The sequence below is a fragment of the Mycobacterium sp. ENV421 genome (assembly GCF_002887815.1).
In the GTDB taxonomy this organism is placed as follows: Bacteria; Actinomycetota; Actinomycetes; order Mycobacteriales; family Mycobacteriaceae; genus Mycobacterium.
The window spans coordinates 37,086-63,961 of record NZ_PDHO01000007.1; the positions used below are offsets into that span (position 1 = coordinate 37,086).

At 65.5% G+C, this 26,876-nt stretch carries 26 protein-coding genes; 14 read left to right on the forward strand and 12 right to left on the reverse strand.

What is annotated here, in order from left to right:
• Nucleotides 1-34 precede the first annotated feature (34 nt).
• Nucleotides 35-1,108 (reverse strand): fatty acid desaturase family protein, encoded by a 1,074-nt coding sequence (locus CRM90_RS10995; protein ID WP_102807178.1) that lies wholly within the window; start codon nt 1,106-1,108, stop codon nt 35-37.
• Nucleotides 1,109-1,444: 336 nt separating this feature from the next.
• Here CRM90_RS10995 and CRM90_RS11000 point away from each other — a divergent pair, with 336 nt between their 5' ends.
• Nucleotides 1,445-2,107, forward strand: coding sequence for a GAF and ANTAR domain-containing protein (locus CRM90_RS11000; RefSeq protein ID WP_102807179.1), 663 nt, complete (start codon nt 1,445-1,447; stop codon nt 2,105-2,107).
• Nucleotides 2,108-2,117: 10 nt separating this feature from the next.
• Entirely contained in the window at nt 2,118-2,912 is a 795-nt protein-coding gene (locus tag CRM90_RS11005) for a GAF and ANTAR domain-containing protein (RefSeq protein WP_502693259.1), read from the forward strand.
• Between the two features lie 4 nt (nt 2,913-2,916).
• Here the strand turns inward: CRM90_RS11005 and CRM90_RS11010 are convergent, their stop codons facing one another.
• Together CRM90_RS11010 and CRM90_RS11015 are read right to left on the reverse strand one after the other, a co-directional pair.
• Entirely contained in the window at nt 2,917-3,732 is an 816-nt protein-coding gene (locus CRM90_RS11010) for a GAF and ANTAR domain-containing protein (protein WP_102807023.1), read from the reverse strand.
• 68 nt (nt 3,733-3,800) lie between these two features.
• Nucleotides 3,801-5,435 carry a fatty acyl-AMP ligase gene (locus CRM90_RS11015; protein ID WP_102807024.1) on the reverse strand — a complete coding sequence of 545 codons (1,635 nt, stop codon included), beginning with the start codon at nt 5,433-5,435 and terminating at the stop codon, nt 3,801-3,803.
• 381 nt (nt 5,436-5,816) lie between these two features.
• Between CRM90_RS11015 and stpK7 the strand changes: the two genes are divergently transcribed.
• Nucleotides 5,817-7,616, forward strand: a complete 1,800-nt coding sequence (gene stpK7, locus CRM90_RS11020; protein WP_102807181.1) for a serine/threonine protein kinase StpK7 — start codon at nt 5,817-5,819, stop codon at nt 7,614-7,616.
• A 4-nt stretch (nt 7,617-7,620) separates the two neighbouring features.
• Here stpK7 and CRM90_RS11025 read toward each other — a convergent pair whose 3' ends face one another.
• Both CRM90_RS11025 and CRM90_RS30935 read right to left on the reverse strand, forming a co-directional pair.
• Entirely contained in the window at nt 7,621-8,817 is a 1,197-nt protein-coding gene (locus CRM90_RS11025; protein WP_233209276.1) for an ROK family transcriptional regulator, read from the reverse strand.
• Nucleotides 8,818-9,035: 218 nt separating this feature from the next.
• Nucleotides 9,036-9,428 carry a hypothetical protein gene (locus CRM90_RS30935; protein ID WP_233209277.1) on the reverse strand — a complete coding sequence of 131 codons (393 nt, stop codon included), beginning with the start codon at nt 9,426-9,428 and terminating at the stop codon, nt 9,036-9,038.
• Here CRM90_RS30935 and CRM90_RS11035 point away from each other — a divergent pair.
• Nucleotides 9,409-11,349, forward strand: a complete 1,941-nt coding sequence (locus CRM90_RS11035) for a cadherin-like domain-containing protein (protein ID WP_233209278.1) — start codon at nt 9,409-9,411, stop codon at nt 11,347-11,349. The genes CRM90_RS30935 and CRM90_RS11035 overlap by 20 nt on opposite strands.
• Here CRM90_RS11035 and CRM90_RS11040 read toward each other — a convergent pair.
• Nucleotides 11,346-11,786, reverse strand: coding sequence for a DUF5709 domain-containing protein (locus CRM90_RS11040; RefSeq protein ID WP_102807027.1), 441 nt, complete (start codon nt 11,784-11,786; stop codon nt 11,346-11,348). The genes CRM90_RS11035 and CRM90_RS11040 overlap by 4 nt on opposite strands.
• A gap of 136 nt (nt 11,787-11,922) precedes the next feature.
• Here CRM90_RS11040 and CRM90_RS11045 point away from each other — a divergent pair, with 136 nt between their 5' ends.
• From CRM90_RS11045 to CRM90_RS11060, 4 genes are all read left to right on the forward strand, one after another.
• Nucleotides 11,923-12,423: a hypothetical protein gene (locus tag CRM90_RS11045; protein ID WP_102807028.1), complete on the forward strand. Its 501-nt coding sequence runs from the start codon at nt 11,923-11,925 to the stop codon at nt 12,421-12,423.
• Entirely contained in the window at nt 12,420-12,962 is a 543-nt protein-coding gene (locus CRM90_RS11050; protein WP_102807029.1) for a ferric reductase-like transmembrane domain-containing protein, read from the forward strand. The genes CRM90_RS11045 and CRM90_RS11050 overlap by 4 nt, the downstream gene beginning before the upstream one ends.
• Nucleotides 12,955-14,166, forward strand: coding sequence for an NADH-ubiquinone oxidoreductase-F iron-sulfur binding region domain-containing protein (locus CRM90_RS11055; protein ID WP_233209279.1), 1,212 nt, complete (start codon nt 12,955-12,957; stop codon nt 14,164-14,166). Before CRM90_RS11050 ends, CRM90_RS11055 begins: the two co-directional genes overlap by 8 nt.
• 705 nt (nt 14,167-14,871) lie before the next feature.
• Nucleotides 14,872-15,372, forward strand: a complete 501-nt coding sequence (locus CRM90_RS11060; protein ID WP_233209290.1) for a DUF5994 family protein — start codon at nt 14,872-14,874, stop codon at nt 15,370-15,372.
• 16 nt (nt 15,373-15,388) lie between these two features.
• On the opposite strand, the gene CRM90_RS11065 is transcribed toward CRM90_RS11060, so the two are convergent.
• Complete coding sequence (locus CRM90_RS11065) at nt 15,389-16,711, reverse strand: MFS transporter (RefSeq protein WP_502693263.1); 1,323 nt, start codon at nt 16,709-16,711, stop codon at nt 15,389-15,391.
• 116 nt (nt 16,712-16,827) lie between these two features.
• A complete protein-coding gene (locus CRM90_RS11070; RefSeq protein ID WP_102807033.1) occupies nt 16,828-17,283 on the reverse strand; it encodes a DUF5994 family protein in 456 nt (151 codons plus the stop codon).
• Nucleotides 17,284-17,705: 422 nt separating this feature from the next.
• Here CRM90_RS11070 and CRM90_RS11075 point away from each other — a divergent pair, with 422 nt between their 5' ends.
• The 5 genes from CRM90_RS11075 to CRM90_RS30215 all read left to right on the forward strand — a co-directional run bounded on the left by CRM90_RS11075 (nt 17,706) and on the right by CRM90_RS30215 (nt 22,746).
• Complete coding sequence (locus CRM90_RS11075) at nt 17,706-18,857, forward strand: glycosyltransferase (protein ID WP_233209280.1); 1,152 nt, start codon at nt 17,706-17,708, stop codon at nt 18,855-18,857.
• Complete coding sequence (locus CRM90_RS11080) at nt 18,854-19,873, forward strand: glycosyltransferase (RefSeq protein WP_102807034.1); 1,020 nt, start codon at nt 18,854-18,856, stop codon at nt 19,871-19,873. The genes CRM90_RS11075 and CRM90_RS11080 overlap by 4 nt, the downstream gene beginning before the upstream one ends.
• Nucleotides 19,870-21,351, forward strand: coding sequence for a glycoside hydrolase family 130 protein (locus CRM90_RS11085; protein WP_102807035.1), 1,482 nt, complete (start codon nt 19,870-19,872; stop codon nt 21,349-21,351). The genes CRM90_RS11080 and CRM90_RS11085 overlap by 4 nt, the downstream gene beginning before the upstream one ends.
• A 311-nt stretch (nt 21,352-21,662) precedes the next feature.
• Nucleotides 21,663-22,466, forward strand: a complete 804-nt coding sequence (locus CRM90_RS11090; protein ID WP_199189859.1) for a transglutaminase-like domain-containing protein — start codon at nt 21,663-21,665, stop codon at nt 22,464-22,466.
• A 79-nt stretch (nt 22,467-22,545) separates the two neighbouring features.
• Complete coding sequence (locus CRM90_RS30215) at nt 22,546-22,746, forward strand: hypothetical protein (RefSeq protein ID WP_131536191.1); 201 nt, start codon at nt 22,546-22,548, stop codon at nt 22,744-22,746.
• 47 nt (nt 22,747-22,793) lie between these two features.
• Here the strand turns inward: CRM90_RS30215 and CRM90_RS11095 are convergent, their stop codons facing one another.
• A complete protein-coding gene (locus CRM90_RS11095; protein WP_102807036.1) occupies nt 22,794-23,957 on the reverse strand; it encodes a N(5)-(carboxyethyl)ornithine synthase in 1,164 nt (387 codons plus the stop codon).
• 85 nt (nt 23,958-24,042) lie between these two features.
• Entirely contained in the window at nt 24,043-24,222 is a 180-nt protein-coding gene (locus CRM90_RS11100) for a hypothetical protein (RefSeq protein WP_102807037.1), read from the reverse strand.
• Nucleotides 24,223-24,377: 155 nt separating this feature from the next.
• Here CRM90_RS11100 and CRM90_RS11105 point away from each other — a divergent pair, with 155 nt between their 5' ends.
• Nucleotides 24,378-24,980 carry a TetR/AcrR family transcriptional regulator gene (locus CRM90_RS11105; RefSeq protein WP_102807038.1) on the forward strand — a complete coding sequence of 201 codons (603 nt, stop codon included), beginning with the start codon at nt 24,378-24,380 and terminating at the stop codon, nt 24,978-24,980.
• Between the two features lie 68 nt (nt 24,981-25,048).
• On the opposite strand, the gene CRM90_RS11110 is transcribed toward CRM90_RS11105, so the two are convergent.
• Nucleotides 25,049-25,252 carry a cold-shock protein gene (locus CRM90_RS11110; RefSeq protein WP_036343377.1) on the reverse strand — a complete coding sequence of 68 codons (204 nt, stop codon included), beginning with the start codon at nt 25,250-25,252 and terminating at the stop codon, nt 25,049-25,051.
• A 76-nt stretch (nt 25,253-25,328) separates the two neighbouring features.
• A complete protein-coding gene (locus tag CRM90_RS11115) occupies nt 25,329-26,711 on the reverse strand; it encodes a DEAD/DEAH box helicase (protein WP_102807039.1) in 1,383 nt (460 codons plus the stop codon).
• Between the last annotated feature and the right edge of the window lie 165 nt (nt 26,712-26,876).

The following is a 26,876-nucleotide window of genomic DNA, read 5'->3' on the forward strand; positions in this document are numbered from 1 at the left end:
CGATGAGGCGCAGCGATGCGAGGGATTGCGTGGCTTATGCGGCGCGGTCTGGCAGCGCCAACTTCAGGATGGTCCGCTGGGTCTGAAGGAACTGACGAAGCAGCGGACCCGTGGTGTACGGCAGACCGTATTCGTCGCACAGTGGGCGAACCAGTCGGGCGATCTGGGCGTAGCGATTGCTCGGCAGATCGGGAAACAGATGATGTTCGATCTGGTAGCACAGGTTCCCGCTGAGGAAGGCGAGTACCCGCCCGGCCTTGAAGTTGGCGCTGCCCAGCATCTGGCGCAGGTACCACTCGCCCTTGCTCTCCTGCTGGACGACATCGGGCGTGAACGTCGAAACCCCGTCGGGAAAATGCCCGCAGAAGATCACCGCGTAGGCCCAGATGTTGCGCACGATGTTGGCGGCGACGTTCGCCGACAACGCCCGTCGCCAACGAGATCCGTTGAGAGCCGGGATTGCAACGTAGTCCTTGATGACCTGACGCATCACCTTGGCCTTCAGGGCGCTCGTGTGGCCTTGGCGTTGCTCGGCGTTGGTTGCACGTTCATGTTCCGAGTGCAGACCGTGCAGAGCGATACCCCACTCGAAGATGACGGCCAACAGCGCGTTGCGAAACGGCTGCATCAGGTTGCGCGGGCGCCATGCGACGTCGCGGGTCACCCGCATGATGCCGAAGCCCAGGTCGTCGTCGACTCCGACCACGTTGGCGAACACGTGGTGTCGGTAGTTGTGCGAGTACTGCCATTGTGACGAGAGCCCGGCCATGTCCCACTCCCAGGTAGTGGAGTGGATTTCGGGATCGTTCATCCAATCCCACTGCCCGTGAACAACGTTGTGGCTGATCTCCATGTTCTCGATGCTCTTGGCCAAGGCCAGTGACGCCACCCCCAGCAGCCACCCACGCCGTGATCGGCTGCCGAAAATCAGCAGCCGGGCGCCGGCGTCCAGCGCTCTCTGGAACATGATTGTCCGGCGGATATAGGCGGCGTCGCGCTCGCCGCGAGAATCCTCGATCTCGCTGCGGATCGCGTCGAGTGCGGCCGCCAGGTTATCGATGTCGTGCTGGCTCAGATGCGCATAGTCAGCGACGTCTGTGATGGCGATGGAGAGTCCCCGAGTAATCGACCGGTGTCCGTTGAGCGACAACGGTATTGAAGGAAGTGCCCGTCCGTGAGCGGATGCTCGCGGCGCCGCACAGGTGGGACGCCGATTCGGGCCGGCTGCAGGTGCCAGCAGCTCCAGCCTACCCGTCTGGTGGGCTGCTGCCGGCCGGCGTCGCAGCCGCTCAGCTTCGGCAAATCCGAACAATAGGGTCCCGAGTAGGGAAGGGTGGAGGGGTGGCCGCAAAACTGTTACCCACGGAGCCGACACTTCAAGCCGGGTCCGGCTAGCGTGACCATCCAGGACGAGCTCATTGCGGCCGTCGACGGCCAGCGTGGAGTGAAGGCCGCCGACCGGCTCTGCGAAGCGTGCGTGCTGCTGCTCGACATCGATGCAGCCGCGATCTCACTTGTTTTCGACGGTACGAACGCGGGAACGCTGGGCTCCAGTGGAACGTCGGCAAGGGCGTACGACGAATTGCAGTTCACCTACGGTGAGGGGCCGTGCCTGGACGCGGTCAGCCAGCAGGCCCCGGTGGTGGTGGTGGATCTTGCCCACCCCGGGGAAGCACGCTGGCCCAGTTACGGACGAGCCATGCTGAAGCATCGGATCCGGGGCGTTTTTGCCATGCCGGTACTGGCAGCCGGTGAATACGTCGGTGCGCTCGACCTCTTCCGGGCGCAGCCGGGTGACTTGGCCGGCGAACAGCTTGCCGGCGCGGCAGCCGCCGCGGAGCTGGCCGGGATTCCGGTGCTGGATCTGCTCGTCGGCGATCTTGAGGCGGCCGTCGATGATCCCAACAGCAATGCCTGGGCGGAACTGTGCACCTTGAGCCGTGTCGAGGTCAGCCAGGCAACCGGAATGCTGGTGGCGCAATTAGAGATAGATCCGACCGAGGCGCTGGTGCGGCTGCGTGCGTACGCCTATGCCAGTGGTCGCACCGCCACCGAAGTCGCCCGCGACATCATCGACCGGCGGCTGAGACTGGAGACGGACCGATGAACGACAACAGATGCGCACGCACACCCAGGCCGGGAGGCAAGCCATGGTGAGCGATGACCTTCGCGAAACTCGGGTACTGAGCGCAGTGGTATCACTTGTCGACAGTCTGCTCGACGATTTCGACGTGGTGGACCTGCTGACGGAACTGACCGAACGCTGTGCCGAACTGCTCGACATCGCGTCGGCGGGCTTCCTGCTCGCCGATCCGCTGCGCCGACTTCACCTGGTGGCCGCCACCTCGGAGGAGACGCGGGATCTCGAGCTGTTTCAGCTGCAGGCCGAGCAGGGACCCTGCATCGACTGCTACCGGACCGGCGAGCCGGTCGTGGTGCCCGACATCGCTACCGAGATCGACCGGTGGCCGCGGTTCGCCCCGGCTGCGGCGGAAGCCGGCTTCGCGGCGGTGCATGCCCTGCCGATGCGCGCGGCCGGGGAGGTGCTCGGAGCACTGAATTTGTTCGATACCCGGCCCGGCGGACTCAGCGAGGCGGATCGACTGGTCGCTCAGACCCTCGCCCACATCGCGTGTGTTGCTGTCCTGCAAGAACATCCGCCTACCCTCGCCACCGTGGTCTCGCCGCTGCGGTCGGCCCTGATCGGTCGCGTCATCGTCGAGCAGGCCAAGGGGTTCGTCAGCGAGGTGCTCGGTGTCTCGATGGATGAGGCATTTCGGTTGATCCGGGCTCACAGCCGGATGCGCGGCGAGCATCTCACCGACGTTGCGCGGCGGCTGATGAGGGACCGATACACCCGGCCGGAGTTGGTCAGGGCACTCACGGAATTGGCCCGCCAAGGCCCGCGTTGAGCAGTTATTGCTGACGTGCCCGGGCCCGCCGGACCGCCTCGTCCACGAGTTGCTCGGCGACGTCAGCCAATTTGACGTGCTCCCGCTGGCTGATGCGGGTGAGACGGTCGAAGGCCTCTTGTGCGGTGCCGCCGGAGCGGCTGCGGATGATGCCGATCGCCTGGTCGATCACTGCCCGGCTGCGCAACGCCTGTTGAAGTTGCGTCGTGCGCAGTCGGGTGCTGGCCAGCAGCTGCGCGTTGTACACCGATACCGCTGCGGGACCGGCGAATTGGGTCCCCAGTTGGACGGCGTGTTCGGTGAATGCGTCCCGGCCGTAGGCGTAGGAGTTGATCGCGCCGATGACCCGGTCACCGACGGTTAGCGGCAGTGCCAGTACCGAGTGCACACCCATGCGGGCCACCGACCCACCGAAATGCGGCCAGCGGCGGTCGCTACCCAGCGAACCGCTGACCGCGGGCCGTCCGGACCGAATGCACGTGATGCATGGCCCCTCGCCGAGCTTGTCGTATTGCAGGGTGTCGATGGTCTGAATGAACTCCGCAGTCACCGACCACGCCTGAATGTGTAAGTCGTCGCCTGAATCCGGGTGGTGGGGCGCGATCGCCGTGACGCCGGCACCGTCGGCGCCCGGTATCGCCTGGACTGCGAATTGTGCTACCTGGCCGAGCATTTCGTCGACGCTGGCGGCGTCCGCGACAATCCCCGCCAAACCGCCGAGCCCAGCGTTCAGATCAAGTTCATCAGATTGGAGCTGGGCCGGGGAGAGCGCTGGTTCCGGGGGCGGTTTGCGGCCCGGCTGCGCGTCGTAGTCGTCCATCGACCCCCCTCACGGGTGCCACTGGGCGGAGACAGCCCGATCTCCGCGCGATCAATGTACCCCTGCCGTCAGGTCACCAATGCCAGGGCATGGGCGCGCCGCAACTTGCCGGACGGGGTCTTGGGGATGACTCCCGGGGCGAGTACCACCACGTTGCGTGGCCTGGCGTTGACCTCCACCACCACTTCGTGGATCACCTGGTGTTCGATCCGGCGGACTTCGTCGTGGTCATCGAAGTCTTTGCATTCCACCGCCACTGCAAACGATTCGCGGGAATGCCCCGCATCGAGCCGGACGGCCACCGCGCAGCCCGGGCGCACTCCGTCGACGCGGGCCGCGGCGCGTTCGATGTCGGTCGGGTAAATGTTGCGCCCGGCCATGATGATGACGTCTTTGAGCCGGCCGCAGACGACGATCTCGTCATTCTCGGTGAGGTAGCCCAGGTCGCCGGTGTCGTACCAACCTTGATCGTCCTGCGCCGAGATGAACCCGGCGACCGTGGTGTATCCCGGCGTGACCGGCTCGCCACGCAGGTGGATGACGCCGACTCCGCGGGCGGGTAGCAGTGCGCCGTCCTCGTCGAGGATGCGGGCCTCAAGTCCGTTCAGCGGGGGACCGAGTGTCACCAGGCGCCTGGTGTTGCCGCGGGTTGCGGGTACAGCACGGTGGAGCACTGCCAGGAGGTCCGCGTCGATCTCGTCGACGGTCATGCCCACGCCGCACGTGGAGAACGACGCGGCGACGGTGGTCTCGGCCATGCCGTAGGCGGGCAATATCGCCTCGGGTCGCAGCCCGTGCGGTGCACCGGCAGCGCACAAGTCCTCGACGTCTGCCGGATCGACCTGCTCGGCACCCGACAGCGCCCACCGCAGCGACGACAGATCGAACTGGCCGGGGGAAGCGAGGCTGCGCAGCCTTTTTGCCAACAGCTTGTAGGCGAAGTTGGGGGCCGCTGTCATCGTGCCCCGATATTTGTCAATGAGCTTGACCCACAACAGGTTATCGCGGAGGAAGTCCATCGGGGTCATCTTGATGAGCTCGACGCCGAAGTACATCGGCACGGTCAGGAAACCGGTCATACCCATGTCGTGGAAGCAGGGCAACCAGCTGACGATCACGTCGGACTCGACGTCGACCTCGGCGCCGACGAACATCGCCTCGGCGTTGGAGACGACATTGGCGTGCGTGATCTGGACCGCCTTGGGTGAGCCGGTCGAGCCCGAGGTCAGTTGCATCAGGGCCAGGTCGTCGTCCTGGGTGTCCACGGCACGCACCGGGGTGGCCTTCAGCAGCTCGCTCGCGACCACCACCCGGATTCCCCGTTCGGTGAGCAGCGGCGCGGCCGGCAGAAACGGCTCGCCGACGACGACAGCCTTGGCGTCGATCGTCTCGAGTACCGCCAGCGTCTCCTCGGCCCAGCGCAGCAGGTCGGTGCGCGGCGTCGGCTGGTGCAGCATCGTGACGCTTGCGCCTCGAATCCAGATGCCCTGGGCGGTCGGCGCGATGTCGACGGGATAGCCGGCGAGCACCGCGACGGCGTCGCCGTGGCCGACACCAGCGGCTGCCAAGCCGCCGGCAATCCGGCTGGCGCGTGCGTGCACCTCGGCCCAGCTGTGGCGCACCGGGGCGTCGGGCTCGCCCGTGACCATCCCTTTCATGCTCCATTGGGCGTTACTGAGCATGGTGTCGGTGAACTGGCTCAACGGAGCCTTCCTTCTGCACGCCGCGCCTCAGGTGCGTCGCGCGATGTTGTGGCCGCAGGATGACTGCCGCGAGTAGTCGTGTGAAGCAGCGCTCGTTCGACGCCGTTTGATCGGCCACGCGCCCGCGCTGGGCGCCAGATCGTGCGGTCGGATCACGTCGGCCCGGGGGCACCGGTGCGGCGGGGCGTTCAGATCGCCGCCGTGACGTTTTCCGCGAGGCTGGTGGGTCAGCCACCATGACCGTACCGTGCGATGGCGCTGGTAGGGGACGACTCGCAGGCGAAATGACCAGCTGTGCCTTCCACTCGCTGACTCGCGGCGTCCATGGCAAAGGTGAGGTAGCTTCAATCGACGGTCGGGGGAGCTGCCAAGGAGTAGATGGTGGAGTCGACACCATTTGGGCACTATCAGCTGCAGGAGCTGATAGGTCGCGGCGGTATGGGTGAGGTTTACCGGGCCTTCGACACCAAGACCGATCGGGTGGTCGCCCTCAAGGTGCTTCCGCACCGGCTGGCGCAGGACGAGACGTTCCAGCAACGATTCAGACGCGAGGCGCAAGCAGCTGCCGCCCTCAACGAGCCGCACGTCGTCCCCATCCACGGATACGGCGAGATCGACGGTCGCCTCTACCTGGATATGCGACTCATCGAAGGCCAGACGTTGGGCTCGATCCTGTCCGACACCGGCAAGCCGTTGGACCCTGCGCTCGCGGTCAGCATCGTCGAGCAGGTCGCTTCGGCTCTGGACGCCGCCCACGCCACCGGCCTCATTCACCGGGACGTCAAGCCGTCCAACATTCTGATCACCGGCCGCGACTTCGCCTACCTGATCGACTTCGGGCTGGCCCGCACCGCCAGTGAGGCGGGGTTGACGACGGCCGGCAGCACGCTGGGGACGCTGGCGTACATGGCTCCGGAGCGGTTCAGCGGAAGTCAGGCCGATCACCGATCCGATGTCTACGCCCTGGCATGCGTGCTCTACGAATGCCTCACCGGCGACCGGCCGTACCCGGATGACAGCTTGGAACAGCAGATCGCCGGGCACATGACCACGCCGGCGCCGCGACCGTCCGACAAGAATCCCAAGCTGGCCGCATTCGACGCAGTGATCGCCAAAGGCATGGCGAAGAAAGCCGCCCAGCGCTATGCCGGCGCCGGGGAGCTGGCAGCCGCCGCACGGCAGGCCCTGACCGCACGGGTTCGTAGGACCGGGAGTTCCGGACGGCACGTGTTGGCGGCGCCGCGGCCACACCGGCGACGCGCATTCGCCGCGGCTGGGGCCGCCGTCCTGCTGGTTGCCGCTGCCGGCGTGGGTGCCTGGCAATGGCAGGGATCAGACAATCGGTCCAGCAGCGCAACAAGTTTGGCGGGGACCGCATCCAGCTCGCAGCCGCTACCGCAGGCCGACGGCGCGGTGCCGTCCATCGCGGCGATGGTGCCTGCCAGGATCCGGGACTCGGGCCGGCTCGTCGTCGGCGTGAATATCCCTTATGCGCCAAACGAATTCATCGACGCCGACGGCAAAGTGGTCGGGTTCGACGTCGACTTGATGAATGCCGTGGCCCGTACCCTCGGCCTGACACCGGAATATCGCGAGACCGCGTTCGAGGCCATCATCCCGTCGGTGCGCGCGGGCGATTTCGACCTCGGCATGTCGTCGTTCACCGACACCAAGGAGCGCGAAGCCGCAGCAGATTTCGTCACCTACTTCCGGGCCGGCACCCTGTGGGCGCAGCGGCCCGGCGCCCCGATCGACCCCGACAACGCGTGCGGCCTCAGGGTCGGGGTGGCCTATCCGTCGCTGCAGGAGTCCGAGGAGCTGCCGGCCAAGAGCACGGCATGCGTGGCGGCCGGAAAGCCCCCGATCAAGAAGGTCATCTACACCCGCCAAGACGATCTCAACACCGCGCTGATGGCCGGGGAAGTCGATGCGATGTCGGCCGATTCGCCCGTCACCGGGTTCACGATCAAGACCAGCGGCGGGCAACTCGAGGCCGCCGGCGCGGTGTTCGACTCCGCCCCCTACGGCTGGCCGGTGGCCAAGGACTCCGGTCTCGCCGAGCCGCTGCGGCAGGCGCTGCAGCACCTGATCGAGACCGGTGAGTACCGCACCATCGCCACGATCTGGGGTGTCGAGAAGGGATTGATCGACAAGCCGTCGATCAACGCCGCGGTGCGCTGACGGGTTACGCCGTCGTGTGCAGCATCCCCGCGATGTCGGGGTCGAGCTGTTGCAGCGCAACGATTACCGCGATCGGGGCGTCACGGCCGATATCGGAGCGAACCGTGGTGGTGCGGCCTTGGCGCTCCGGCGGACGGAGCTCGTCGATACGGGCGATCAAGCCGTCGGCCAGTTCGTCGAATTCGACGATCAGTCCGGCCACAATGATCAGCTCCGGATCGAGCAGCGCCTCGATCAGTGCGGCGGTATGGGCCACGCGGTCGATGACGTCGCGAATGATGTCCTGGGACTGCTGATTTCGTGCCGTCTCCTGACGCACGGCCTCGATGTCGACCTGGTCGTAGGTCTTGCCGACCGTCTGTGGCGCGGCAGCCTGCATCGCGTACATCGACATGTCGGCTTCCACGCACCCGATTCGGCCGCAGCGGCATGGCGTCGAACTGCCGTAGACCGGTACGTGCCCGATCGCACCGGCGATGCCGCTCGAGCCGGCATAAGGGCGTCCGTCGATGATCAGCCCGACGCCGAGCCTGCCGCCGTGATCCAGGACCACCGCCGTGCGTGCTTCTCGTGCCGCACCCGCGATCGTCTCGGCCAGCGTGATCGCCTTGGTGGTGTCCTGAACGGCGACGGGCATGCCGAGATCACGTGAAAGCAGCTTGCCCAGTTCGACATTCGTCCAGCCGAGTTCGTGGGATGCGACGACCAGTCCGGTGGTGTCGTCGACCAGTCCCGGAATGCAGACGCCGACAACGGAGGCGCGCTTACCGTCGGGTTCGCTCATCAGCTTCTTGGCGATGCGGGTGATCGAACGGATGACCACCGCGGGTTCTCGGTCTCCTGTGGGGGTTTCTTCTTCCTTCGAGATGTTCCCGGTGGCGTCGGCCAGGATGATCCGCGCGCGGATCCCGTCGATTCGGATGCCCAGCACCCGGCGCGCCTCCGGATTGCAGTCGAGCAGGATGCGCGGCCGACCGCGAGAACTGACGCCCTCGATGCGGGACTCCAGCTCGACGAGAGTGCCGTCGTCGATCAGGTCCGCGACGAGCGTGGTGACCGATGGGCGCGGCAGACCGAGCCGGTCGGCCAGGTCAGCCCTGGCCAGCGGGCCAGACGTGCGCAGCAGGTGAACGACGCGTTGGCGCTGCAGGAGGCGCGCAACCTGCCTGCTCTGCTTCGTCGATTCCGACTGTTTCAGCACACCCTCCTTGACGCCGCCCGTGCCGGGCTGCTATTAAATTCGTCACATCAACTAAATCGTATTAAGTACGTCACACCAATTAAACCGGGGAGTCCTCCAATGACTGCTGATCGTCGGCCTGCCAAACCGCAGCCACTGTCCCTTCACGATGCGGCCAAGGTCGGCGCGTACGGCGGCATTGCCGTCGCCGCCTGGTTGGCCGGGGCGGTCGCAGCCGGTCACGGGGTTGCGGCGGCCGACTCAACCGGGAGCTCCTCGGGTGCATCCTCGTCCGCTTCCTCCGCCGGTGGCTCGTCGTCCGGTGGATCGTCCTCGGCCCACGCCGGGCCGCGTGCCACCGGTACCGCCAAGGCTAGAGGCAGCCGCCTCTCGAAGCCCTCCGCCACGACGAAGTCGAGTGAGTCGGCGGGTTCCTCGACGGCTGCGAGCGCGGCGGCCAAGCTGGCGACGCCGAACGTCATCCCATCGGCGAGCTCAACCAGCTCGAAGCCGGTCCAGAAGAGTGGCAGCCTGCGCACCGCGCAGGCGTCGTCCGCGTCGTCGGTGCCGGCATCGGTCAGCACACCGGCGTTGGCCCCTAATCCGGCCGGATTGCTCAACGGCATCGTCACCTCGCTGCTCAACCCGTTCCTCAAGCCGCCGCCCACCAACAGCGGTCCCATCGTGCCGGTCATCTGGACGGCGCTGGGTTCGGTACGACGCGACCTGTTCAACCAGGCGCCGACAATCGGAACCCCCACCACCACGGTCCAGACCGGGCAGACCGTCACCGGCAACATCGGCGCCACCGACATCGAAGGCGACGCGCTGAAGTACACCATTACCCAGGGGCCCAAGTACGGCACGCTGACGATCGACCAGGCCACCGGCAACTTCAGCTACACGCCGGACGACATCAACTACACTGCCGCGCAAACTGATTCGTTCACCATTTCGGTGACCGACGGCAAGTTCAACGTCCTGATGCCGTTCAGCTCCCGCACCGCATCGGCCTCAAGCAACCTGACCGTGCTCAGTCCCGAGGCTCAACGTGTCATCCTCAACTTGCCCGCCACCATCACCAACCCGACGATTCCGCGGTTCGCGCCCGACGGAAAGACGTTGATGTTCTCGGCCACGCCGGTCGCCGGCGGTCGTACCGAGATCTACTCGATCGACGCCGGCGACACTGACGGGTCGACCGTCACCTGCATCACCTGCGGTGTCACGCCCACCGAAGGCAATCTGGGCAAGAGCACCTACACCAGCGACGGCTCCGGGCGGTTCGTGGTGGAAGCCCCCGGTCACTGGGACGTGTACCAGCCCGCCACCGACACCGCACCGGCCGCGCTGATCCCGATCATCACGCCACCGTCGGGATCCACCGCGATCGACAAGCAACGCGAGATGCGGATCTCGCCCGACGGCAAGTACGTGCTGTTCAGCCAAATCCAGCTGGGCACAGGCAATCTCATCACCGCGATTCCGGTCGTCGGCAAGCTGAATCTGACCACCAACGCGGTCACCGGCGCCCCGGAGTACCACATCGACGACGCACGGGTGGTTTACCCGGTCGGCGAAGGCAAGCAGTGGACGCCCGACGGTAAGGGCGTGATCATCCTCGGAGGCCGGTACGAGTCGGGCAACGTCGACGACATCGTCGTCGACCTGGCCACCGGGAACGTCACGCGTCTGACCGGCAACCTCGACTACGACGAGGACGTCGACATGTCGCCCAACCAGCAGTGGATCGCGATCTGCAGCACCCGCGGACTCGACGCCCTCACCCCGATGACTCGGATCGACCGGCCGGCGCTGCTGCCCGCCGACATCCAGGGTGCGGTGTACACCGCCTATGCCGGCGGGCTCAAGACCCCCGACTATCCCAATGGCACCGGCATCAACGTGTCCAACCAGGAATGGCTGGTCGCCGTCGAAGACGATCTCAAGGGCGAGAACGGGATCCCGCTGTTCGTCACCGGCGACGGCTACACCGCGCGCAGCATGCCCAGCTGGAACGCCGACGGAACCTCAGTGGCCTTCTGGGAGCGCAGCATCACCGACCCGTCGGACACCCGACTTGTCGTCACCAACCTGAAGTACACGACCAGCGTCGGTGCCGTACAGGGTGATCTCGCGACGCCGAATGCGGACTGGGCACCGGCGCTGAGCACGTACAAAGCCGGACCGGCACCGCTGCCGCCGGTCGGGGCGTACACGAGTCAGTACGGCGGCACCGCCTACGTCTCCGAGGCGCCGGATTCCACCACCGCCGGCAATACGATCCGCACCGTGACGTACACCAATTACGTCAACTCCGAAGGCATGATCCTCAACGGCACCGAGTCGACGAGCGCCGGGGCCAGCCAGTCGTCGATCGTCTACAAAGCCAACATCACCGTCACCGGTGAACACACCGGCTCGCTGACGGCCGACGCCACCATCAACAAGCTGACCCGATCGATCACCGGCACGATCTCGTCGACACTCGACGGCAACACCCAGGTGCTGCTCGACCCGACGAAGGTCATCGATGACCAGTTGAGCGCTTAATCCTCGTCGATGACGTGCATGGCGGCCTCCTCCGCGGAGGCCGCCCCGCCGTCGATACCGACGTCTTCGGCCACGAGCTCGGACTCGTCGTCCTCACCGAAGCCCGCATCGGGTGCCACCAAACGACCCGACCGAACCCGGCCGACCTCGTCGTCCTCCGGATAGTCGGAGTCGTCCGCAGCGGAGCCATTGAGCTCGTCGAGCACATTGTTCAGCCGGGACACCGGATCGGGTTCCTCCTCGGCCAGCAACTCGTCGAGCGTCTCCGGGCCGGGATGGTCGAAGTTCGTACGGGCGACCGGCCGCTCCGGAGGGGAGATGCCCTCGTCGAGGATGTCGTCGACGCCGCGGTCGACCAACGTGTCCTCGGGCTGGAGCTGGTTGTCGTCCTCGACGCTGTATTCGCCGCTGTCAGTGGTGTCGTCCCAGGTGCTCACAGCTCCAGAATGTCACGATGCCGGAACAGGGCCACGGGGACTTTCGTCACCAGCCGCTCGACGGCCGTCACCGCCCCCGCGCGGACCCGTATTCACTTCTTTGAGCTCATAAAGAATCGATTGCCACCATCAACGCATGGACTCACCTCGTTCCGGATTTCGCCGGGCCGCCGTGACCTCGTGGGCGTTGGCCGGCATCGGCATCGCCGGAGTAGCGGGCGCATCGGCGTTGGCCTACGGCGACACCGTCAAGCCCGTCGTTGCCGAGCTTCCGCCGGCCGACCCGGTGGCGACCGACCCAGCCGTGGACCTGCCCCCGGCACCGCCCGTCGTGGAACCGGCCCCGGCGCCGGTGCCCGTGGCGGACACTCCGGCGCCCCCTCCGAGCCCGGAGCCGACGGTCGCACCGGCCCCCGCGCAGACCTACACCCCGCAACCGGCCTACACCCCGCAGCCGACCTACACCCAGAAGCCGGCCTACACGCCAAAGGCGACTGTTCAGGAGCAGGCACCGGCACCGAGCACCAAGTCGCAGCCCGCGTTTCCGATCCGGCAGAGCCATGTCCCGGCCGGTGGCGGGGGCACCTCGGGCGGCAACAGCTTCTCCCCGCACGTCACGGTGTCACGTGGGTCATGACGAACGAAGCGCTGTGGGCGTTGGGCCGTGGCAACGGCGTCGTTGCGTTGGTGTTCATGACCGTGTCGGTGGCATTGGGTATCGCCGCCCGGTCCGGACGCCCGCTGCTGGTGCTACCCAGATTCGCCGTCTCTGACGTCCATCGCTTCGCCGCCCTGTCGTCGACGCTGCTGGTGGCGTTGCACATCGGGCTGCTGTTCCTCGACCCCTACGCCAAGCTGAAACTCATCGACATCGTCGTGCCCTTCCTCGGCGCCTACCGGCCACTGTGGCAGGGCCTGGGCACCGTCGCCGTCGACGTGCTTGCCGTCGTTGTGATCACCGGTCTGCTCCGTCACCGCATCGGTCCGCGGGCCTTCCGATTGGTGCACTGGGCGACTTATTCGTTGTGGCCCGTCTCGATGGCTCATGCGCTGGGCAACGGCACCGACACCGGACGCGCGTGGTTCCTCGCGATCGCAGGCGGCTGCGCGGTCGTCGTGGCTGCGGCGCTGATCTGGCGGCTGCGCGCCAACTTCGATGAGTATGCCGATGCGTAGCGCACCGCGGCTGCTGTCCGCTGCCGGACCGACTCTCGCTGAACACCTCGACCGTTTCGGCCCAGCACCGAGAATCTCCGGCAGCCAACTCATTTCGCTTCTCAACGACGCCGGTCTGTCCGGGCGGGGCGGCGCCGGCTTCCCCACCGGCCGCAAACTCGCCGCGGTCACCGGCCCGGACCCCGTGGTGGTCGCCAACGGCGCCGAGGGAGAACCGTTGAGCCGCAAGGACGCGCTGCTGCTGATACGGGCGCCCCACCTGGTGATCGACGGCCTGCACATCGCCGCCGCCGCGATCGGCGCCCACACCGGCTACCTGTACGTCCACGCCGACGCCGTGGCATCTGTGCGCGCGGCCCTCACCGAGAGACGAGCTGCCGGGCTCGACCCACACCGTGTCGAGCTGACCGTGGTGGAGGCACCCGACACCTTCGTCGCGGGGGAGGAATCCGCTGCGATCCGGCACATCGAGGGCGGCCCCGCGTTGCCGCGCGACCGCACCGTCCCCGTCGCGATCTCGGGGGTGCGTAAACGCCCCACCCTGGTCAACAACGTCGAGACGTTGGCGCACATGGCACTGATCGCCCGCCACGGGGCCCACTGGTTCCGGTCGATCGGAGACCCGGCCGACCCGGGCTCCATGCTCGTCACCCTCTCCGGCGCGCTGGACGGTGAGGGTGTTGTCGAGGTGCCGACGGGCGTGCCGATCACGGACCTGATCGACACCAGAGCGGTGTCGGCGATTCTCGTTGGTGGCTATCACGGGAGTTGGCTGCCCGCTGAGACTTTCGCGGGACTGAGGCTCTCGCGCACGGGCTTGAAATCGCTGGGTGCATCGCCCGGCGCCGGGATCGTTCACGCGCTGGGCGTGACCGAGTGTGGGTTGGTCCGCACCGCCGAGATCGCCGGCTACCTCGCCGACGAGAGTGCGCGCCAGTGCGGTCCGTGTCGCAACGGCTTACCCCGGTTGTCCGAACTGATCGACGAACTGGCCTACGGGCGCGCCAGTGACCATCTGGTCAAAGAGATTCGGCGTATCACCCGGCTTGTGGACGGCCGAGGGGCGTGTCGGCACCCTGACGGGACCGCGCGTATGGTCCGCAGCGCGTTGCGCGCGTTCGCGGCCGATATCGAGCAGCACCGCCTGGGCCGGTGCGAGAGCGTGGTCCCGGCGGCGCCGATATCGAAAATGCCGATGGCATAGCCGGGCATCCTCTGCCCGAGCAGTGATCCCGTCCGCCGCGTCGCTGGCTAGAAGTGTTGTCCGCGCGCAGGATCCGATGGGGTTGCCGCGTCGTGCGAATGAGTTTCAGCGAGCCTTGACGTTAGCCACGGTTTGAGCCGGCCCGCCGTCGGACTTGGAGCGCTTGTCGGCCCGTTTTTCTTTGAGAGACTTGCCGGATTTCTTGGACATACCCTGTCGGGGGGATTTGTCGGACATCGTCGGCCCTTCAATAGGGGGCCTGTTGATGGTCCCGGTCCCTCGGACTCTACGCCCGAATCCCCGGCACAGGCCCGACAAGCCAATTTCCGGCCTTCTCGACCGGCAAATTTTCCTGTCCCGCAGGATATTTCACGCGGTCAGCGAGCGACAACGCGATCACCGCTCGCTACTGTCGACACCAGCCTTACTGCCAATGCGGCATCGATCGACGGTCCACGAACCCTGGGGTGTAGTGTCAGATGCAGATCCGTTCTGCATTGGCGGGGCCGTTAGGCTCGGGCTACGTCCATGGGTCGACCCTGCTAACTCGTGAGGAATTTCCCACATGGAAAACTCCGACCTTTTCTCTCATCCCGTCGACACGACGGATGTTGCGTACGAGACGGTCAATGCGCCTGTCCCGCACCCGATTTTCTCTGGGCTCACCGAGTCCGACTCACCACAGTCTGCGTCCTCGTGAACGGCATGTCCGGGAGTCGGCGCCTTGCCAGCCCGGTGCGCATCACCCTGAAACCGACCCTCGGTGGCGACATCGACGGCGCCTGGTGGCCGCATTCCTTCGCGCTTGCCCGCGAATTGCCGGAACTGATCGAGGCATTGCACCCGGTCCTGGGTGAGATCGTCGATATCAAGATCAACTGGTCTTCGTCGTCCGGCACCCCGGTTCTGAAGACGCTCACGTCGGGAGCGGTGTCGATGCACGGCTGGAACGATCGCCAGCATCGGCTGATGATTGTCTCCGGCCGTACCGGCTGCGCACGGCTGCTCGTGGTGCCCAGCTCGACGTCGGTGAACCTGGGGCGTCTGGTGATACGGCGCGCCGCCGCGATGGATCCCGGCGCCGAGCATGACAGCTCGATGTGCGATATCGCGGACGCCGTGATCCGTGCGGCAGAGTCAGAGTGCTCCCTGTGGTCGGCCCAGCTCCTCGAGGCGGCCGCAAAGGTCGAAGCCTCCGCGCCCTGACTGTGTCGGCTGTCGGCTAGCACGCCATGTGGGCCAAGCGCTGCCGCGCGACAGAGGGTTCGGTTGGCTCGATTGACTCAGGGGTGCCCAGGCCGCGTCCGGCGGTCTCGGTCAGAAGCAACACGCTGATCAGGCTGACCACGGTGAAGCCGGCCATCATCGCGGTGATCGACCAGCTGCCGTACGACGACAGCAGCATGGGGGAGAGCACCGGGGGCAGCGCGCCCCCGATGATGCCGCCGACGTTGTAGGACAGGCCGGCGCCGCTGTAGCGGTAGCGGACCGCGAAGATCTCCGGAATGAATGCGGCCAAGGGGCCCATCATGATTCCGATGATGCCGTAGGTACCGATAATGGCGATGCCGTAGCGGACGGGGTCGCCGGATTGGATGAGCGGGAACAGGATCAGCGTCCAGGGCAACGCCAGCGCCGCACCGAATCCGAGGATGCGTCGGCGGCCGTAGGTGTCGCTGAGGATTGCCGACGCGGCGACGAACACCAGCGAGCACACCCCGCCTGCGACACCCACCAGCAGGATCAGGTCCTCGTCGTAGTGCAGATGGGTCGCGGCGTAGTTCGGGAAGTAGGTGCCCACCTGGAACGCCAGCATGAACAGGCCCATCACCGCGCCGGCCGCCAGCACCACCTCGCGGCCTTGGTGCCGCATTGCCTCGGCGAGCGGAACCCCGCTGGGTCCCTCAGCCGCCGACTCGGCGAAGACCGGGCTCTCCTCGACGTGTAGCCGGATGTAGAGCGCGACCGCCACCAGCACCGCACTGATCAGGAAAGGGATGCGCCAACCCCATTGCAGGAAGGCCATTTCCGCGTCGCCGAAGGCGCCGTGCACACCGAGGAACACCAGATTGCCCAACACCAGCGCGGTACCGAGACCCAACTGGGTGAACATGCAGTAATACCCACGCTTGTGTTGCGGTGCCTGCTCGGCGCTCATCAGCGCGGCGCCGGCCCACTCACCGCCGACGGCGAAACCTTGCAGCAGTCGCATGCTGATCAACAGCAGGGGCGCGGCCGCACCGATGACGGCGGTGCTGGGGATGAGGCCCACGCCGACGCTGGATGCGCCCATGATCACCAGCGTGAACACCAAGGTGTTCTTGCGGCCGATGCGATCGCCGAAGTGACCGAACACTGCTGCCCCGATCGGCCGGGAGAGAAACGCCGCCGCGAAGGTGCCCAGTGAGGCGATTGTCGCCATCAGTGGGCTCAGACTGGGGAAGAACACGTGCGGGAACACCAGTGCGGCGGCGGTGCCGTAGATGAAGAAGTCGTAGTACTCGATCGCCGAGCCGACGTAGCTGGCGAGCGCGACCCGGCGCATACCCGTTTCCATGACGCAATCGTCGCCAGTGGCGTGCGCCACAGGTATCCACCGGCCAGAGGATCTTCGCAGTTGACCGTGGTGTCCACCGATCGGTGGACACCACGAACCCTCGCCTAGCCGTCGAGGGCCGCCGCCAGCAGTTCATCGCTGGTCGAGGCATTATCGGGAGCCGCGGCCGTCATCATCACGGCGTGCGCCCGATCGGCATCTGTTCCGACAGGTACGACGAGCAGGACCAGCTTCCCGCCGCCAATCCCCTGGACTTCAACCGTGTTGTTCGGTTGGCGGTTGTAGCCGTCGAGTCGGACGACTCGGCCGCCGATCAGTATCTTGCCGCGGGCCTTCACCCACTCCGTCATCTTGTAGAGGACATAGCTGATGGGGCCGAGGCGAACTGACAACACCGCGAGCAGGTCGGGGACTTCCGCCTCGAGGTCGTCGCTATGCGGCCACCACGCCCCGTCAACGCGACCCGTCTGAGGACCCTTCGGCTTCAGTCTCAAGCGAGGTGTCGCCTGTGGTGGCGGTTCTTTCCAGCCAACTGATGTGCGGACTTCTGGTTGCGTCATTGGACGCTCCTGTCTGCGGCCATGAAACCCACCAAGATTGGGGGAGGTGACGCGATGGGTGAACGCGTCCGAAGCATCGCCGTACCGGCAGCCTACTCGCATCGGTACCGACATACGTCCTGACCGACAAATCCGGGCAATCGGTTGGAAACCGTTCGTTATCAACGGAAATCGATGTGGACTCGCGCGACGCGGCTGCATGATGAGTGGCGCTTCCCGTGCTGTCCGATTCTTTCGCCGGCCGTCGTTGGCGCTCACGGCCTGGTCGCGGGGTGTAGGGTAGGTGGTGTTGGGAATCCAGCCAGTCCGGAATGACTCAGCCGTCCGCCGCTGACTCGCCGAGCATTCGCTCACGCCGGGCACGTCGGTGACAACCGCAAGACGGGATCACCTTGAACCTTCACTCTGTCCTTCCAACAAATGTGCCTATTGGCTTTCGCCGCCAAGGCTTTTCCGGCATCCCGAGGGTCGGAATTCTGAGTACCTACCCGCCGACGTTGTGCGGATTGGCCACCTTCAGCGCAGCGCTGGCCGACGGGCTTCGCGCGAACGGTGCCGCCGTCGACGTCGTGCGGATCGCCGATGGAGCGCCAAGCAGCGATGTCCAGGTCATCGGAGAGTTGATCAACGGTGTACCGGCGTCGGTGTCCGCGGGCGTGCAGCTGCTGAACAGATCCGACGTGGTGGTCATCCAGCACGAGTACGGGATCTATGGCGGGGCTGACGGCGAAGATGTTGTTGACATCATCCGTGGGATACAGGTTCCGACGATCGTTGTTGCCCATACCGTGCTCAAAGATCCCACGCCGCAACAACGTTGGGTACTGGAGACGATAGTGGCCCAAGCCGATCAGGTGGTCGTGATGACCACCGCTGCGCGCGACCGTCTTTGTCTGGGCTACGAAGTCGACAGCCGGAAGATCATCACGATTCCGCACGGGGCCACCGTGGTGGCCAGGGCTCATGTCAAACGCGCCGGTCGTCCCACGCTCTTGACCTGGGGCCTGTTGGGGCCGGGCAAGGGCATCGAGCGAGTGATCGATGCGATGGCCACGCTCAGCGAACTCCCTGGCCGCCCCCTCTATCTGATCGCCGGTCGCACACATCCGAAGGTTCTCGCCGCGGAGGGCGACGCCTACCTTGATGCACTGCGGGAACGGGCCAAGTGCCGCGGCGTCGCGGACTCGGTGAAATTCGACGTCGCTTACCGGGACAATCAGGCGCTTGGCGCGATCATTCAGTCAGCGTCGGCGGTGGTCTTGCCTTACGACTCCACCGAACAAGTCACCTCGGGCGTACTGGTTGACGCCATCGCCAACGGACGCCCCGTCGTAGCGACCGCGTTCCCTCATGCGGCCGAACTGCTCGGCGACGGCACCGGAATCGTCGTGCCGCACGGTGACACGGATGCACTCACATCCGCCCTGCTTTCAGTGCTGACGCAGCCGCGGATGGCCGGGCAGATGGCGGCAAGGGCACGTCTGTTGGCTCCGACAATGGCGTGGCCGGTGGTTGCCAAGGACTATCTGGTTCTCGCTCAACGTCTTCGCTCCAGGATGTCGGCTCTCGTATGAGCGAGCTGCCGATTCCGAACTTCGACCAACTGCTTCGGATGACGGACCATCGCGGGACCTTTGAGCACGCGTGTCTTGACGAACCGCGGCCCGAGCACGGCTATTGCACTGACGACATGGCCCGCGTGCTCGTCGTCGCCGCCCGTGAGGCCGGTGCCTCCGGTGAGGTCAATCGCCTGGCCGGCGTTGCCGTGCGGTTTCTGAATGACGCCCAAGCCCTCGGTGGTGCCTGCCGGAATCGAATGGACGCTGCCGGTAAGTGGTTGGACGAGCCGAGCCTGGATGATGCCTGGGGTAGATGCATCTGGGGCCTCGGCACCGCAGTAGCGCACAGCGACGTCGTATGGGTGCGAAAGTCAGCGCTGGTTCAGTTCGAACGCGCCGCGCAAGGACGCTCGAAGTGGCCGCGCGCGATGGCATACGCCGCTTTGGGTGCCGTTGAAGTTCTAACGGTCCATCCTGACCATCGCGCTGCCCGCAAACTGGTCACCGACTACGCGGTCTCAATTGCCAAGCCGAACGGGGATCCCGACTGGCCGTGGCCCGAGCCACGTCTGAGCTACGCCAATGCGGTTCTGGCCGAGGCGATCATTGGCGTGGGCGTGGCGCTGGAGGCACCGAAACTGTGGCAGCAGGGCCTCGATCTGTTGGCATGGCTTCTGGATATCGAAACCGTCAACGGTCACCTGTCGCCCACTCCGGTCGCGGGGCGCGGCCCGGGTGACCCTCAACCGGCTTTCGATCAACAGCCGATCGAGGTGGCAGCTCTGGCCGACGCGTGCGCTCGTGCCGCTGCCGTCGACGCCGCCGCGCAATGGAACGACGAAGTGCGAAAGGCCGTGGCGTGGTTCACCGGTGCCAATGACTCCGGCCAGCTGATGTGGGATCCGGCCACCGGCGGTGGATATGACGGGCTGCAGGCCGCCGGGGTCAACCTCAATCAAGGCGCTGAGTCGACGCTGGCAGCGATCTCGACGATGCAGCACGGCCGGCGAATATCGTTGCTGCAGAGATGACGTCGATGGAAGTTGATCTCGCCAAGCGTGTCCCACTCCGGCTGACGCACGATAGATCACGGGTCGTCACCCGCCTTTTCGTGCCTGGCCAGGAAGGCTTCGAGCAGCAGGATTCGCGGGCGGGAGCGGTGCTTGCGCGCATCCTCGCGCTGGGTGAAGACGACGTTATGCGCTCGCTGGATGACGTGATCAGCCGATTCGACAGTCGGCATCGCGATCTGGGCGGCACGTTCCGGCGGCACGCGCGCGAACTTGCCGACCGGCTGCGGCCAGATGCGCGAGTGTCCGATGCCCGGATGTTGTTACTGGGCGCCACTTTCACCAGCGAGTACGCGATCGAGGGTGCGGCGCTGTGCAATCCGAGCATCGTTGCACACCCTGACCAGACCGGGACGACCACAGGTGAGCTACGAATTCTGCTGAGTGTGCGAGGTATTGGTGAAGGCCACCGGTCGTCGATCGGATTTCGGACGGGTGTGGTTGATGCGACCGGATGCCCCCGCATCGACCCTGCAGGTGCGTTCGCTACGCTCGGCGCGACGGCGCCGGGCGGCTTGGACGCCGCAGTCTTCCGCAGCGAGCTCCACCAGTTCGGCGATGACGGGGAAGCGGCCAACTACGTCCTGGAACCACTCGGTGAGTGCTTTACCCGTACCGACCTGGAGGAGAGGCTGGTCCAACTGCAGTCTCACTCGAGCACCCGTGGACGCGTGCTCGAGACAATCTCCGAGATCCGCGCGATCGCGGACAGGAGCTACGCTGTTGAATTCCCGGACCAGGTGCCGATTTCCGAACGGGTGCTGTGGCCTGCGACGGACGCCGAGTCGGTCGGTATGGAGGACGCGCGCTTCGTGCGCTTCGTGAACGACGATGGCTCTGTGACCTTCTACGCCACCTACACCGCTTACAGCGGATCGCGCATAAGCCAACAGCTGTTGGAGACGGCCGACTTCCGGTCCTTCACCTCGAAGCCCATGGTTGGGCGCGCTGCGGCCAACAAGGGTCTGGCATTGTTTCCGCGTCGCATCAACGGCCGGTACGCCGGGTTGTCGAGGGCGGATCGCGAGTCGAACTCGATCGCGTATTCGGATCACCCATTCGTGTGGACGGACGCGCGCCCGTGCCAGCGCTCGGTCGAGGCCTGGGAGGTCTTGCAACTGGGCAACTGTGGTTCACCGATCGAGACCGATGCCGGATGGTTGGTGCTCACCCATGGGGTCGGCCCGATGCGCACCTACCGGATAGGTGCCCTGTTGCTCGACCTCGATGACCCGACGAAAGTGATCGGCAGGCTGCACGAGCCGCTGTTGAGTCCCGCCCCGGACGAGCAGGACGGTTACGTACCCAACGTGGTCTATTCGTGTGGCGCAATCGTTCACGCCGGCACCTTGGTGCTGCCTTACGGGATCGGGGACGCTTCGATCGGATTCGCGACCATCGCGATGCCCGACCTGATGTCGGCGCTCGGGTCGGGATGACGTTCAGGCGGATCGCGCACGGCCCGTTTTGCGTTGGCTTGACATGGAGAACAACAGCTCGCGGACGCGGGCAGAGGGATGTGTCATGACCTACGTCAGACGAATCCGGGTGGCCAACGGAGACAACGACTGGCTTACCGTGAACGATATTGTGCGTGCGGGTGTCCGGCGCTCGGCGCGCCGTCGAGAAACGATTGCAGCCGAGGAGATTTGGGATTCCGAAGGCGGTCGGTTAGAGCCTGCGGCTGTCACTCCTTCGAGATTCTGGTGGACTTGAGCGCAGCGCGGCCGGGCGGGGCATCATGGTCGTTATGAAGCGAGAGGTGGCCGCCCAGCTCGAGGTGGAGATCAGCGGTCCGACGACTCTGGAGTTCCAAATCGCCGTCGCGCCGCATCCGGGAGCCGAAGTGTCCGAGGCGTTGTCCTTCGTCCTGAACGGGCTCCCCGTCCCAGCGGTGGAGATCAGCGGTGAGCATGGCAACCGAATCCACAAACTCGATGTTCCGGTGGGAACGCTGAGGGTCGCCTATGAGGCGACGATCGTGGGCCGAACGAACCCGGCGCCAGTGACCGAGTACGACTTGTCAAGGTACCTGCGCCCCAGCAGATATGCGGAGGCTGACAAGTTCTATGGCTTCGCCGCAACGGAGTTCGGTGACTACCTCGACTCGGAATCGCTGTTGGAGCACGTGGCGTCCTGGGTGGGGAACAGATTGAACTATGTGCCCGGCTCCAGCGACCCGATCGATGGCGCGGTGGATACGTTGCTGGCGGGGGCGGGGGTGTGTCGCGACTTCGCCCACCTGGTCGTCGCTCTGCTACGGGCGGTCAACGTGCCCGCCCGAGTCGTCTCGGTGTACGCGCCGGGTCTGTACCCCATGGATTTTCACGCTGTCGCCGAGGCGTACGTGAGAGGGCAGTGGAGGGTCGTCGACGGAACGCTCTTGGCGCCGCGGCAAACCCTGGTGCGGATTGCCACCGGCCGTGACGCGGCGGACATTGCCTTCCTGGACAACCATAAGGGCGCGATCACGCTGAACAGACTGGAGGTCATGGCGATCGTCGACGGCGATCTGCCCAGAGACTCGCTTGATCAACTGGTGTCGATCCAGTGAGCCGAGAGACGATGCCGCACGCATCATCGAAACGACTCGATCGGCCGCACTGTCTCAGCATTGGGACCACAATTCCGGTATGGATATACAGATTCACCAAGCGGACGGGCGAGTAAGTCGTTACCCAGACGCCACCGGCTATGAGCTGATGCCCGATGCGGTGCTCAAGGTTGATGTTGATGGAAGCCTGCTGTTCTTCAATTCACGGTTCTGGCTTCAGCTGGCGGTCGACGTGGCCGATCCGGACCCGTTCAACGTGAACGCGAACCCATTGAGATAGCCTCGCCCATCTGAAATCTGGCGCCGTTGTCGTTGAGCCGCAGTGGCTTACGTCGCTACGCGGTGCGGGTAGTCCTTCGCTCGATGCTGGAACGACAAGATCGTCGGGTTGCGGACAACACCGTCGCGAATCTCCACAGCCCGGGAGACCGTCGTGCTGCTGTCCCAGAAATCCGGTCCGGCCAAGACTGTCGAGATGTGCGGCAACAGCGCCTCACTGATCTCCCACGTTGCCGAATTCCACAGGTACGACGGGCTGTGGTCGACGGCGTAGTAGTAGACGTCGGAACCCACGGTGATGATCGGGTCGGTGAACGACGTCGGCCGTGCCCAGCTGAAGCCCATCCCGGTGTCGCAGGAGACGTCGATGATCAGGCTGCCGGGAGCGAACGCCTCGAGTTGGTCTGCGGTCACGAAGATCAGGGGCGCGTCGGGATCCTGAAGGACGCAGTTGACGACAATGTCGTTGTCGGCCAGCAGCTCCGCTGCCGGTGCAGGACCGTCGGGGGTGTCCGCCCACGTACGCGCGGCATCGTCGGAGTCCTGCCACATCTTGAAGATCTGGGTGGAGTGAATCGGCGAGGCAACCGCGGCCGCATCGCGGTTCGTGAGCACCCGCACGTCGTCGACGCCGTGCGCATTGAGCGCGGTGACCGCTCCACGAGCGGTCGCACCGAATCCGATCACCGCCGCCCGCAACCGTCGGCCATAACTGCCGGTGATGCCTGCCAACTGCATCGCATGGAGGACGGAGCAATAACCGGCGAGTTCATTGTTCTTGTGGAACACGTGGAGCGCGAAGGAACCATCGGCGTGCCAATGGTTCATCGCCTCGAAGGCGATCAGCGTCAATCGTCGGTCGATGGCGGTCTGCGTCAAGGCAGCGTCCTGGACACAGTGTGGCCATCCCCAGACCACTTGTCCGACCTTCATCTCCGCGAGGTCTTCGGCCTGGACCTTGGGCAGCAGGATGACGTCACACTCGGCGATCAACTGATCGCGCGGCTTGATCCCGGCGACCAGCCCGGCCAGAGTCTCGTCAGTAACGCCGAACTGCTCGCCAAAGCCGTGCTCGAGAAATATCCGCTGTCGCAGCGCGGCGTCGATTCTGTCGATATGCGAGGGATGGATGGGTAGTCGACGCTCGTTCTCTTTGCGCGATCGAGCGAGCACGCCGAGTGAAAGTTGAGAATCCTCAGGGCTTTTCGACATGCAATGGGCCTCTGTTCCCGAGGGTGGCGCGTTCACAGCCTGGCTGCGGAGCCGACTGGCCACCGCACCCAAACCATAGCTCACGTCAGAGGCGGTACATCTCCCGCGACATCCTTGAGTGCTCCACGAAGCCGGCGCGCGGCGGTGGGGAGTTGAGGTTCTTACCCCGTGGTTCCTGCTCGGCGAATGCGGGCGCACGCAACCATGCGGCGACCCGGTTCAGGAAGCGTCCCGGCGACAGTCCGCCGGCTCCGATAGCGACCATCACGGTCCTCCGTTCGATCGACCCCTTGGCGCTAGACTAGATCGTCTAGACTGATAGGTCTAGACGATGTGGTCTAGGCCACATCGTCCAATCGCGGTCGGACGCGACCTATAGTTGGGAAAGCCCAGTTCATTGATGGTTCGAAGGCGGTTCTCATGACCACGCAGCAGGAAGCACCGCTCTCGCACAAGGAGCGACTGTTTCGCGCTGGTGCGAAGTTGTTCTACGAAAACGGCTTCCACGGAACCACGATCGACGCTGTCCTCGCGGAGGCCGGCGTACCGAAGGGCTCGTTCTACCACCACTTCGGATCCAAAGATGCCTTCGGCCAAGCCGTCTTGAACCGCTATATGGGATTCCAGGGTGAACTGGTCGCCACCTGGGCCGCCAGGACCGACCTGTCGACCGCGGACATCGTGACCGGCTACTACCGGGACATGTCCCAGGTCTTCGTCAAGTCAGGGTTTCAGACGGCGTGTCTGACCGGAAAGTTCTCCACCGAGGTGGCCGCCACCTCCGACGTTTTCCGTCCGCAGCTTGCCGACCAAATTGAGGGATGGAAGGTGCGGCTCTCATCGCTGTTCGCCACGGGTCAGGAGCGCGGCGACGTGCGCCGGGACCGCACCGCCGAGGATCTCGCCGATGTGGTGCTCGCACTCATTCAGGGTTCGTTCGTGTTGACCCTGTCGACCCGCGACGAGCACACGCTCGCGGCGGTGTGTGACGCGATCCGGCAACTCATCGAACCTCCGAACTGATCCTGCCAAAAGCGAAGGGCTGGTGCGGTTTTGCCGCACCAGCCCTTGCTTGTGGTATGAGGTCCGAGTCAGACCGCGGAAACCCGCGTCGCCTGGGGGCCCTTGGGTCCCTGTCCGACCTCGAACTGGACTCGCTGGTTCTCCTCGAGCGACTTGTAGCCGTTGCCCTGGATTTCCGAGTAGTGCACGAACAGATCCTGCTCGCCACTGTCAGGAGCGATGAAGCCGAAGCCCTTTTCGCCGTTGAACCATTTCACAGTTCCCTGTGCCATCTATTTCTTCTTCTCTCATTCAGATGGATGCCGGAGGCATCCCTTGCTCGCTCCGGCGGGCCCGCCGGAACGAAATCTAGTTGGTGCCAACCGCTGAGCGCGGCCGACGGGCACGACGGCGGCCGGGCTGGCCCCCACCGTGAGCTTGGTTGCTGCCGGACTGGCCGCCGCGAGACTGGCCGCCGCGAGGCTGGCCCGACTGGCCGCCGCGAGACTGGCCACCACGGCCGCGGCCCGGTGTGGAAGTGCGGCGAGGCGCAGCAGGAGCCGGCGCGGGCGGCGGAGCCTGGTAAGCGGCGACCTCGCCGACCAACGCCTGCACGGGCTCGGAATCTGCCGAAACCTGTTGCGGGGTGGCCTTGATACCAGCTTTGCGCAGCAGCGCCTGGGTGTCGCGGCGCTGCTCGGGCAGCACCACGGTGACCACGTCGCCGGTGCGTCCCGCTCGCGCGGTACGACCTGAGCGATGCAGGTATGCCTTGTGTTCGGCGGGCGGGTCGATATGGACAACCAGCTCGACGTCGTCGACGTGGACACCGCGCGCAGCGATGTCGGTCGCGACCAGAACCCGGGCCGTCCCGGCGGCAAACGCCGCCAGGTTGCGATCGCGGGCTGGCTGAGAAAGGTTGCCGTGCAGATCAACTGACGGAATACCGGCCTGGGTGAGCTGCTTGGCCAACTTGCGAGCGTGATGCTTGGTGCGCAAGAACAGGATTCGGCGTCCGGTGCCCGAGGCCAGGGCGTGCACCAAGTCCTTCTTGGCGTCGACGCCGGCCACGTGGAACACGTGGTGGGTCATCGCGTCGACCGGCGACGTGTCCGAATCGACCGCGTGCGACACCTGGTCGCGCAGGAACCGGGCCACCAGCTTGTCGACGCCGTTGTCCAGGGTCGCCGAGAACAGCAGGCGCTGTCCGCCGGCCGGGGTGGCAGCGAGGATTCGGGTGACGCCGGGCAGGAAGCCCAGGTCGGCCATGTGGTCGGCCTCGTCGATCACGGTGATCTCGACCGCGTCGAGCGTGATCAGGCGCTGGCGCATCAGGTCTTCCAGACGACCCGGGCAGGCGACCACGATGTCGACGCCGGCCTGCAGTGCCTTGACCTGCTTGTTCTGCGGAACGCCGCCGAAGATGGTGGTGACCCGCAGACCGGAGGCCTCAGCCAGCGGTTGCAGCGTCGCGGTGATCTGGGTGGCCAGCTCACGGGTCGGCGCCAGGACCAGGCCCGAGGGTCGCGACGACCGTCGGGTGGTGTCAGCCAGCCGGCTGACCAGCGGAATGGAGAACGCCAGCGTCTTACCGCTGCCGGTCTTGCCCCGACCGAGCACGTCGCGGCCGGCCAGAGTGTCCGGCAGGGTCGAGACCTGGATCGGGAAGGGATGGGTGATGCCGCCGTCGGACAGTGCGCGCACCAATGAGGGGCGCACGCCGAGATCGGCGAACGTCAATTCGGGATTCATGAAGCCTTTCGGGCATCGATACATGGCGAGATTGCCGGAGGGCAAAATCGATCGCCGCGAGACTGTGTGCTTGGTGGCACTGATCAGCTGAACTCGGCTTCCGCAGAGCGGTTGAGCCGGTGAAGTGAAGGTGTTCCACGACGTGCTGGCGGCCGTTTCGAGCTG

Coding starts and splice junctions, on each gene's coding strand:
- CRM90_RS11065 (WP_502693263.1), bottom strand. CDS start 16,711: ATGCGCCGGGTCGCGCTCGCCAGCTACGTCGGCTCGGCGATCGAGTAC.
- CRM90_RS11080 (WP_102807034.1), top strand. CDS start 18,854: ATGAGCGAGCTGCCGATTCCGAACTTCGACCAACTGCTTCGGATGACG.
- CRM90_RS11045 (WP_102807028.1), top strand. CDS start 11,923: ATGGACTCACCTCGTTCCGGATTTCGCCGGGCCGCCGTGACCTCGTGG.
- CRM90_RS11110 (WP_036343377.1), bottom strand. CDS start 25,252: ATGGCACAGGGAACTGTGAAATGGTTCAACGGCGAAAAGGGCTTCGGC.
- CRM90_RS11005 (WP_502693259.1), top strand. CDS start 2,118: ATGCGCACGCACACCCAGGCCGGGAGGCAAGCCATGGTGAGCGATGAC.
- CRM90_RS11100 (WP_102807037.1), bottom strand. CDS start 24,222: ATGGTCGCTATCGGAGCCGGCGGACTGTCGCCGGGACGCTTCCTGAAC.
- CRM90_RS11055 (WP_233209279.1), top strand. CDS start 12,955: ATGCGTAGCGCACCGCGGCTGCTGTCCGCTGCCGGACCGACTCTCGCT.
- CRM90_RS11070 (WP_102807033.1), bottom strand. CDS start 17,283: ATGACGCAACCAGAAGTCCGCACATCAGTTGGCTGGAAAGAACCGCCA.
- CRM90_RS11085 (WP_102807035.1), top strand. CDS start 19,870: ATGACGTCGATGGAAGTTGATCTCGCCAAGCGTGTCCCACTCCGGCTG.
- CRM90_RS11095 (WP_102807036.1), bottom strand. CDS start 23,957: ATGTCGAAAAGCCCTGAGGATTCTCAACTTTCACTCGGCGTGCTCGCT.
- CRM90_RS11115 (WP_102807039.1), bottom strand. CDS start 26,711: ATGAATCCCGAATTGACGTTCGCCGATCTCGGCGTGCGCCCCTCATTG.
- CRM90_RS11060 (WP_233209290.1), top strand. CDS start 14,872: ATGTCCGGGAGTCGGCGCCTTGCCAGCCCGGTGCGCATCACCCTGAAA.
- CRM90_RS11050 (WP_102807029.1), top strand. CDS start 12,420: ATGACGAACGAAGCGCTGTGGGCGTTGGGCCGTGGCAACGGCGTCGTT.
- CRM90_RS11010 (WP_102807023.1), bottom strand. CDS start 3,732: ATGGACGACTACGACGCGCAGCCGGGCCGCAAACCGCCCCCGGAACCA.
- CRM90_RS11090 (WP_199189859.1), top strand. CDS start 21,663: ATGAAGCGAGAGGTGGCCGCCCAGCTCGAGGTGGAGATCAGCGGTCCG.
- CRM90_RS11105 (WP_102807038.1), top strand. CDS start 24,378: ATGACCACGCAGCAGGAAGCACCGCTCTCGCACAAGGAGCGACTGTTT.
- CRM90_RS30215 (WP_131536191.1), top strand. CDS start 22,546: ATGGATATACAGATTCACCAAGCGGACGGGCGAGTAAGTCGTTACCCA.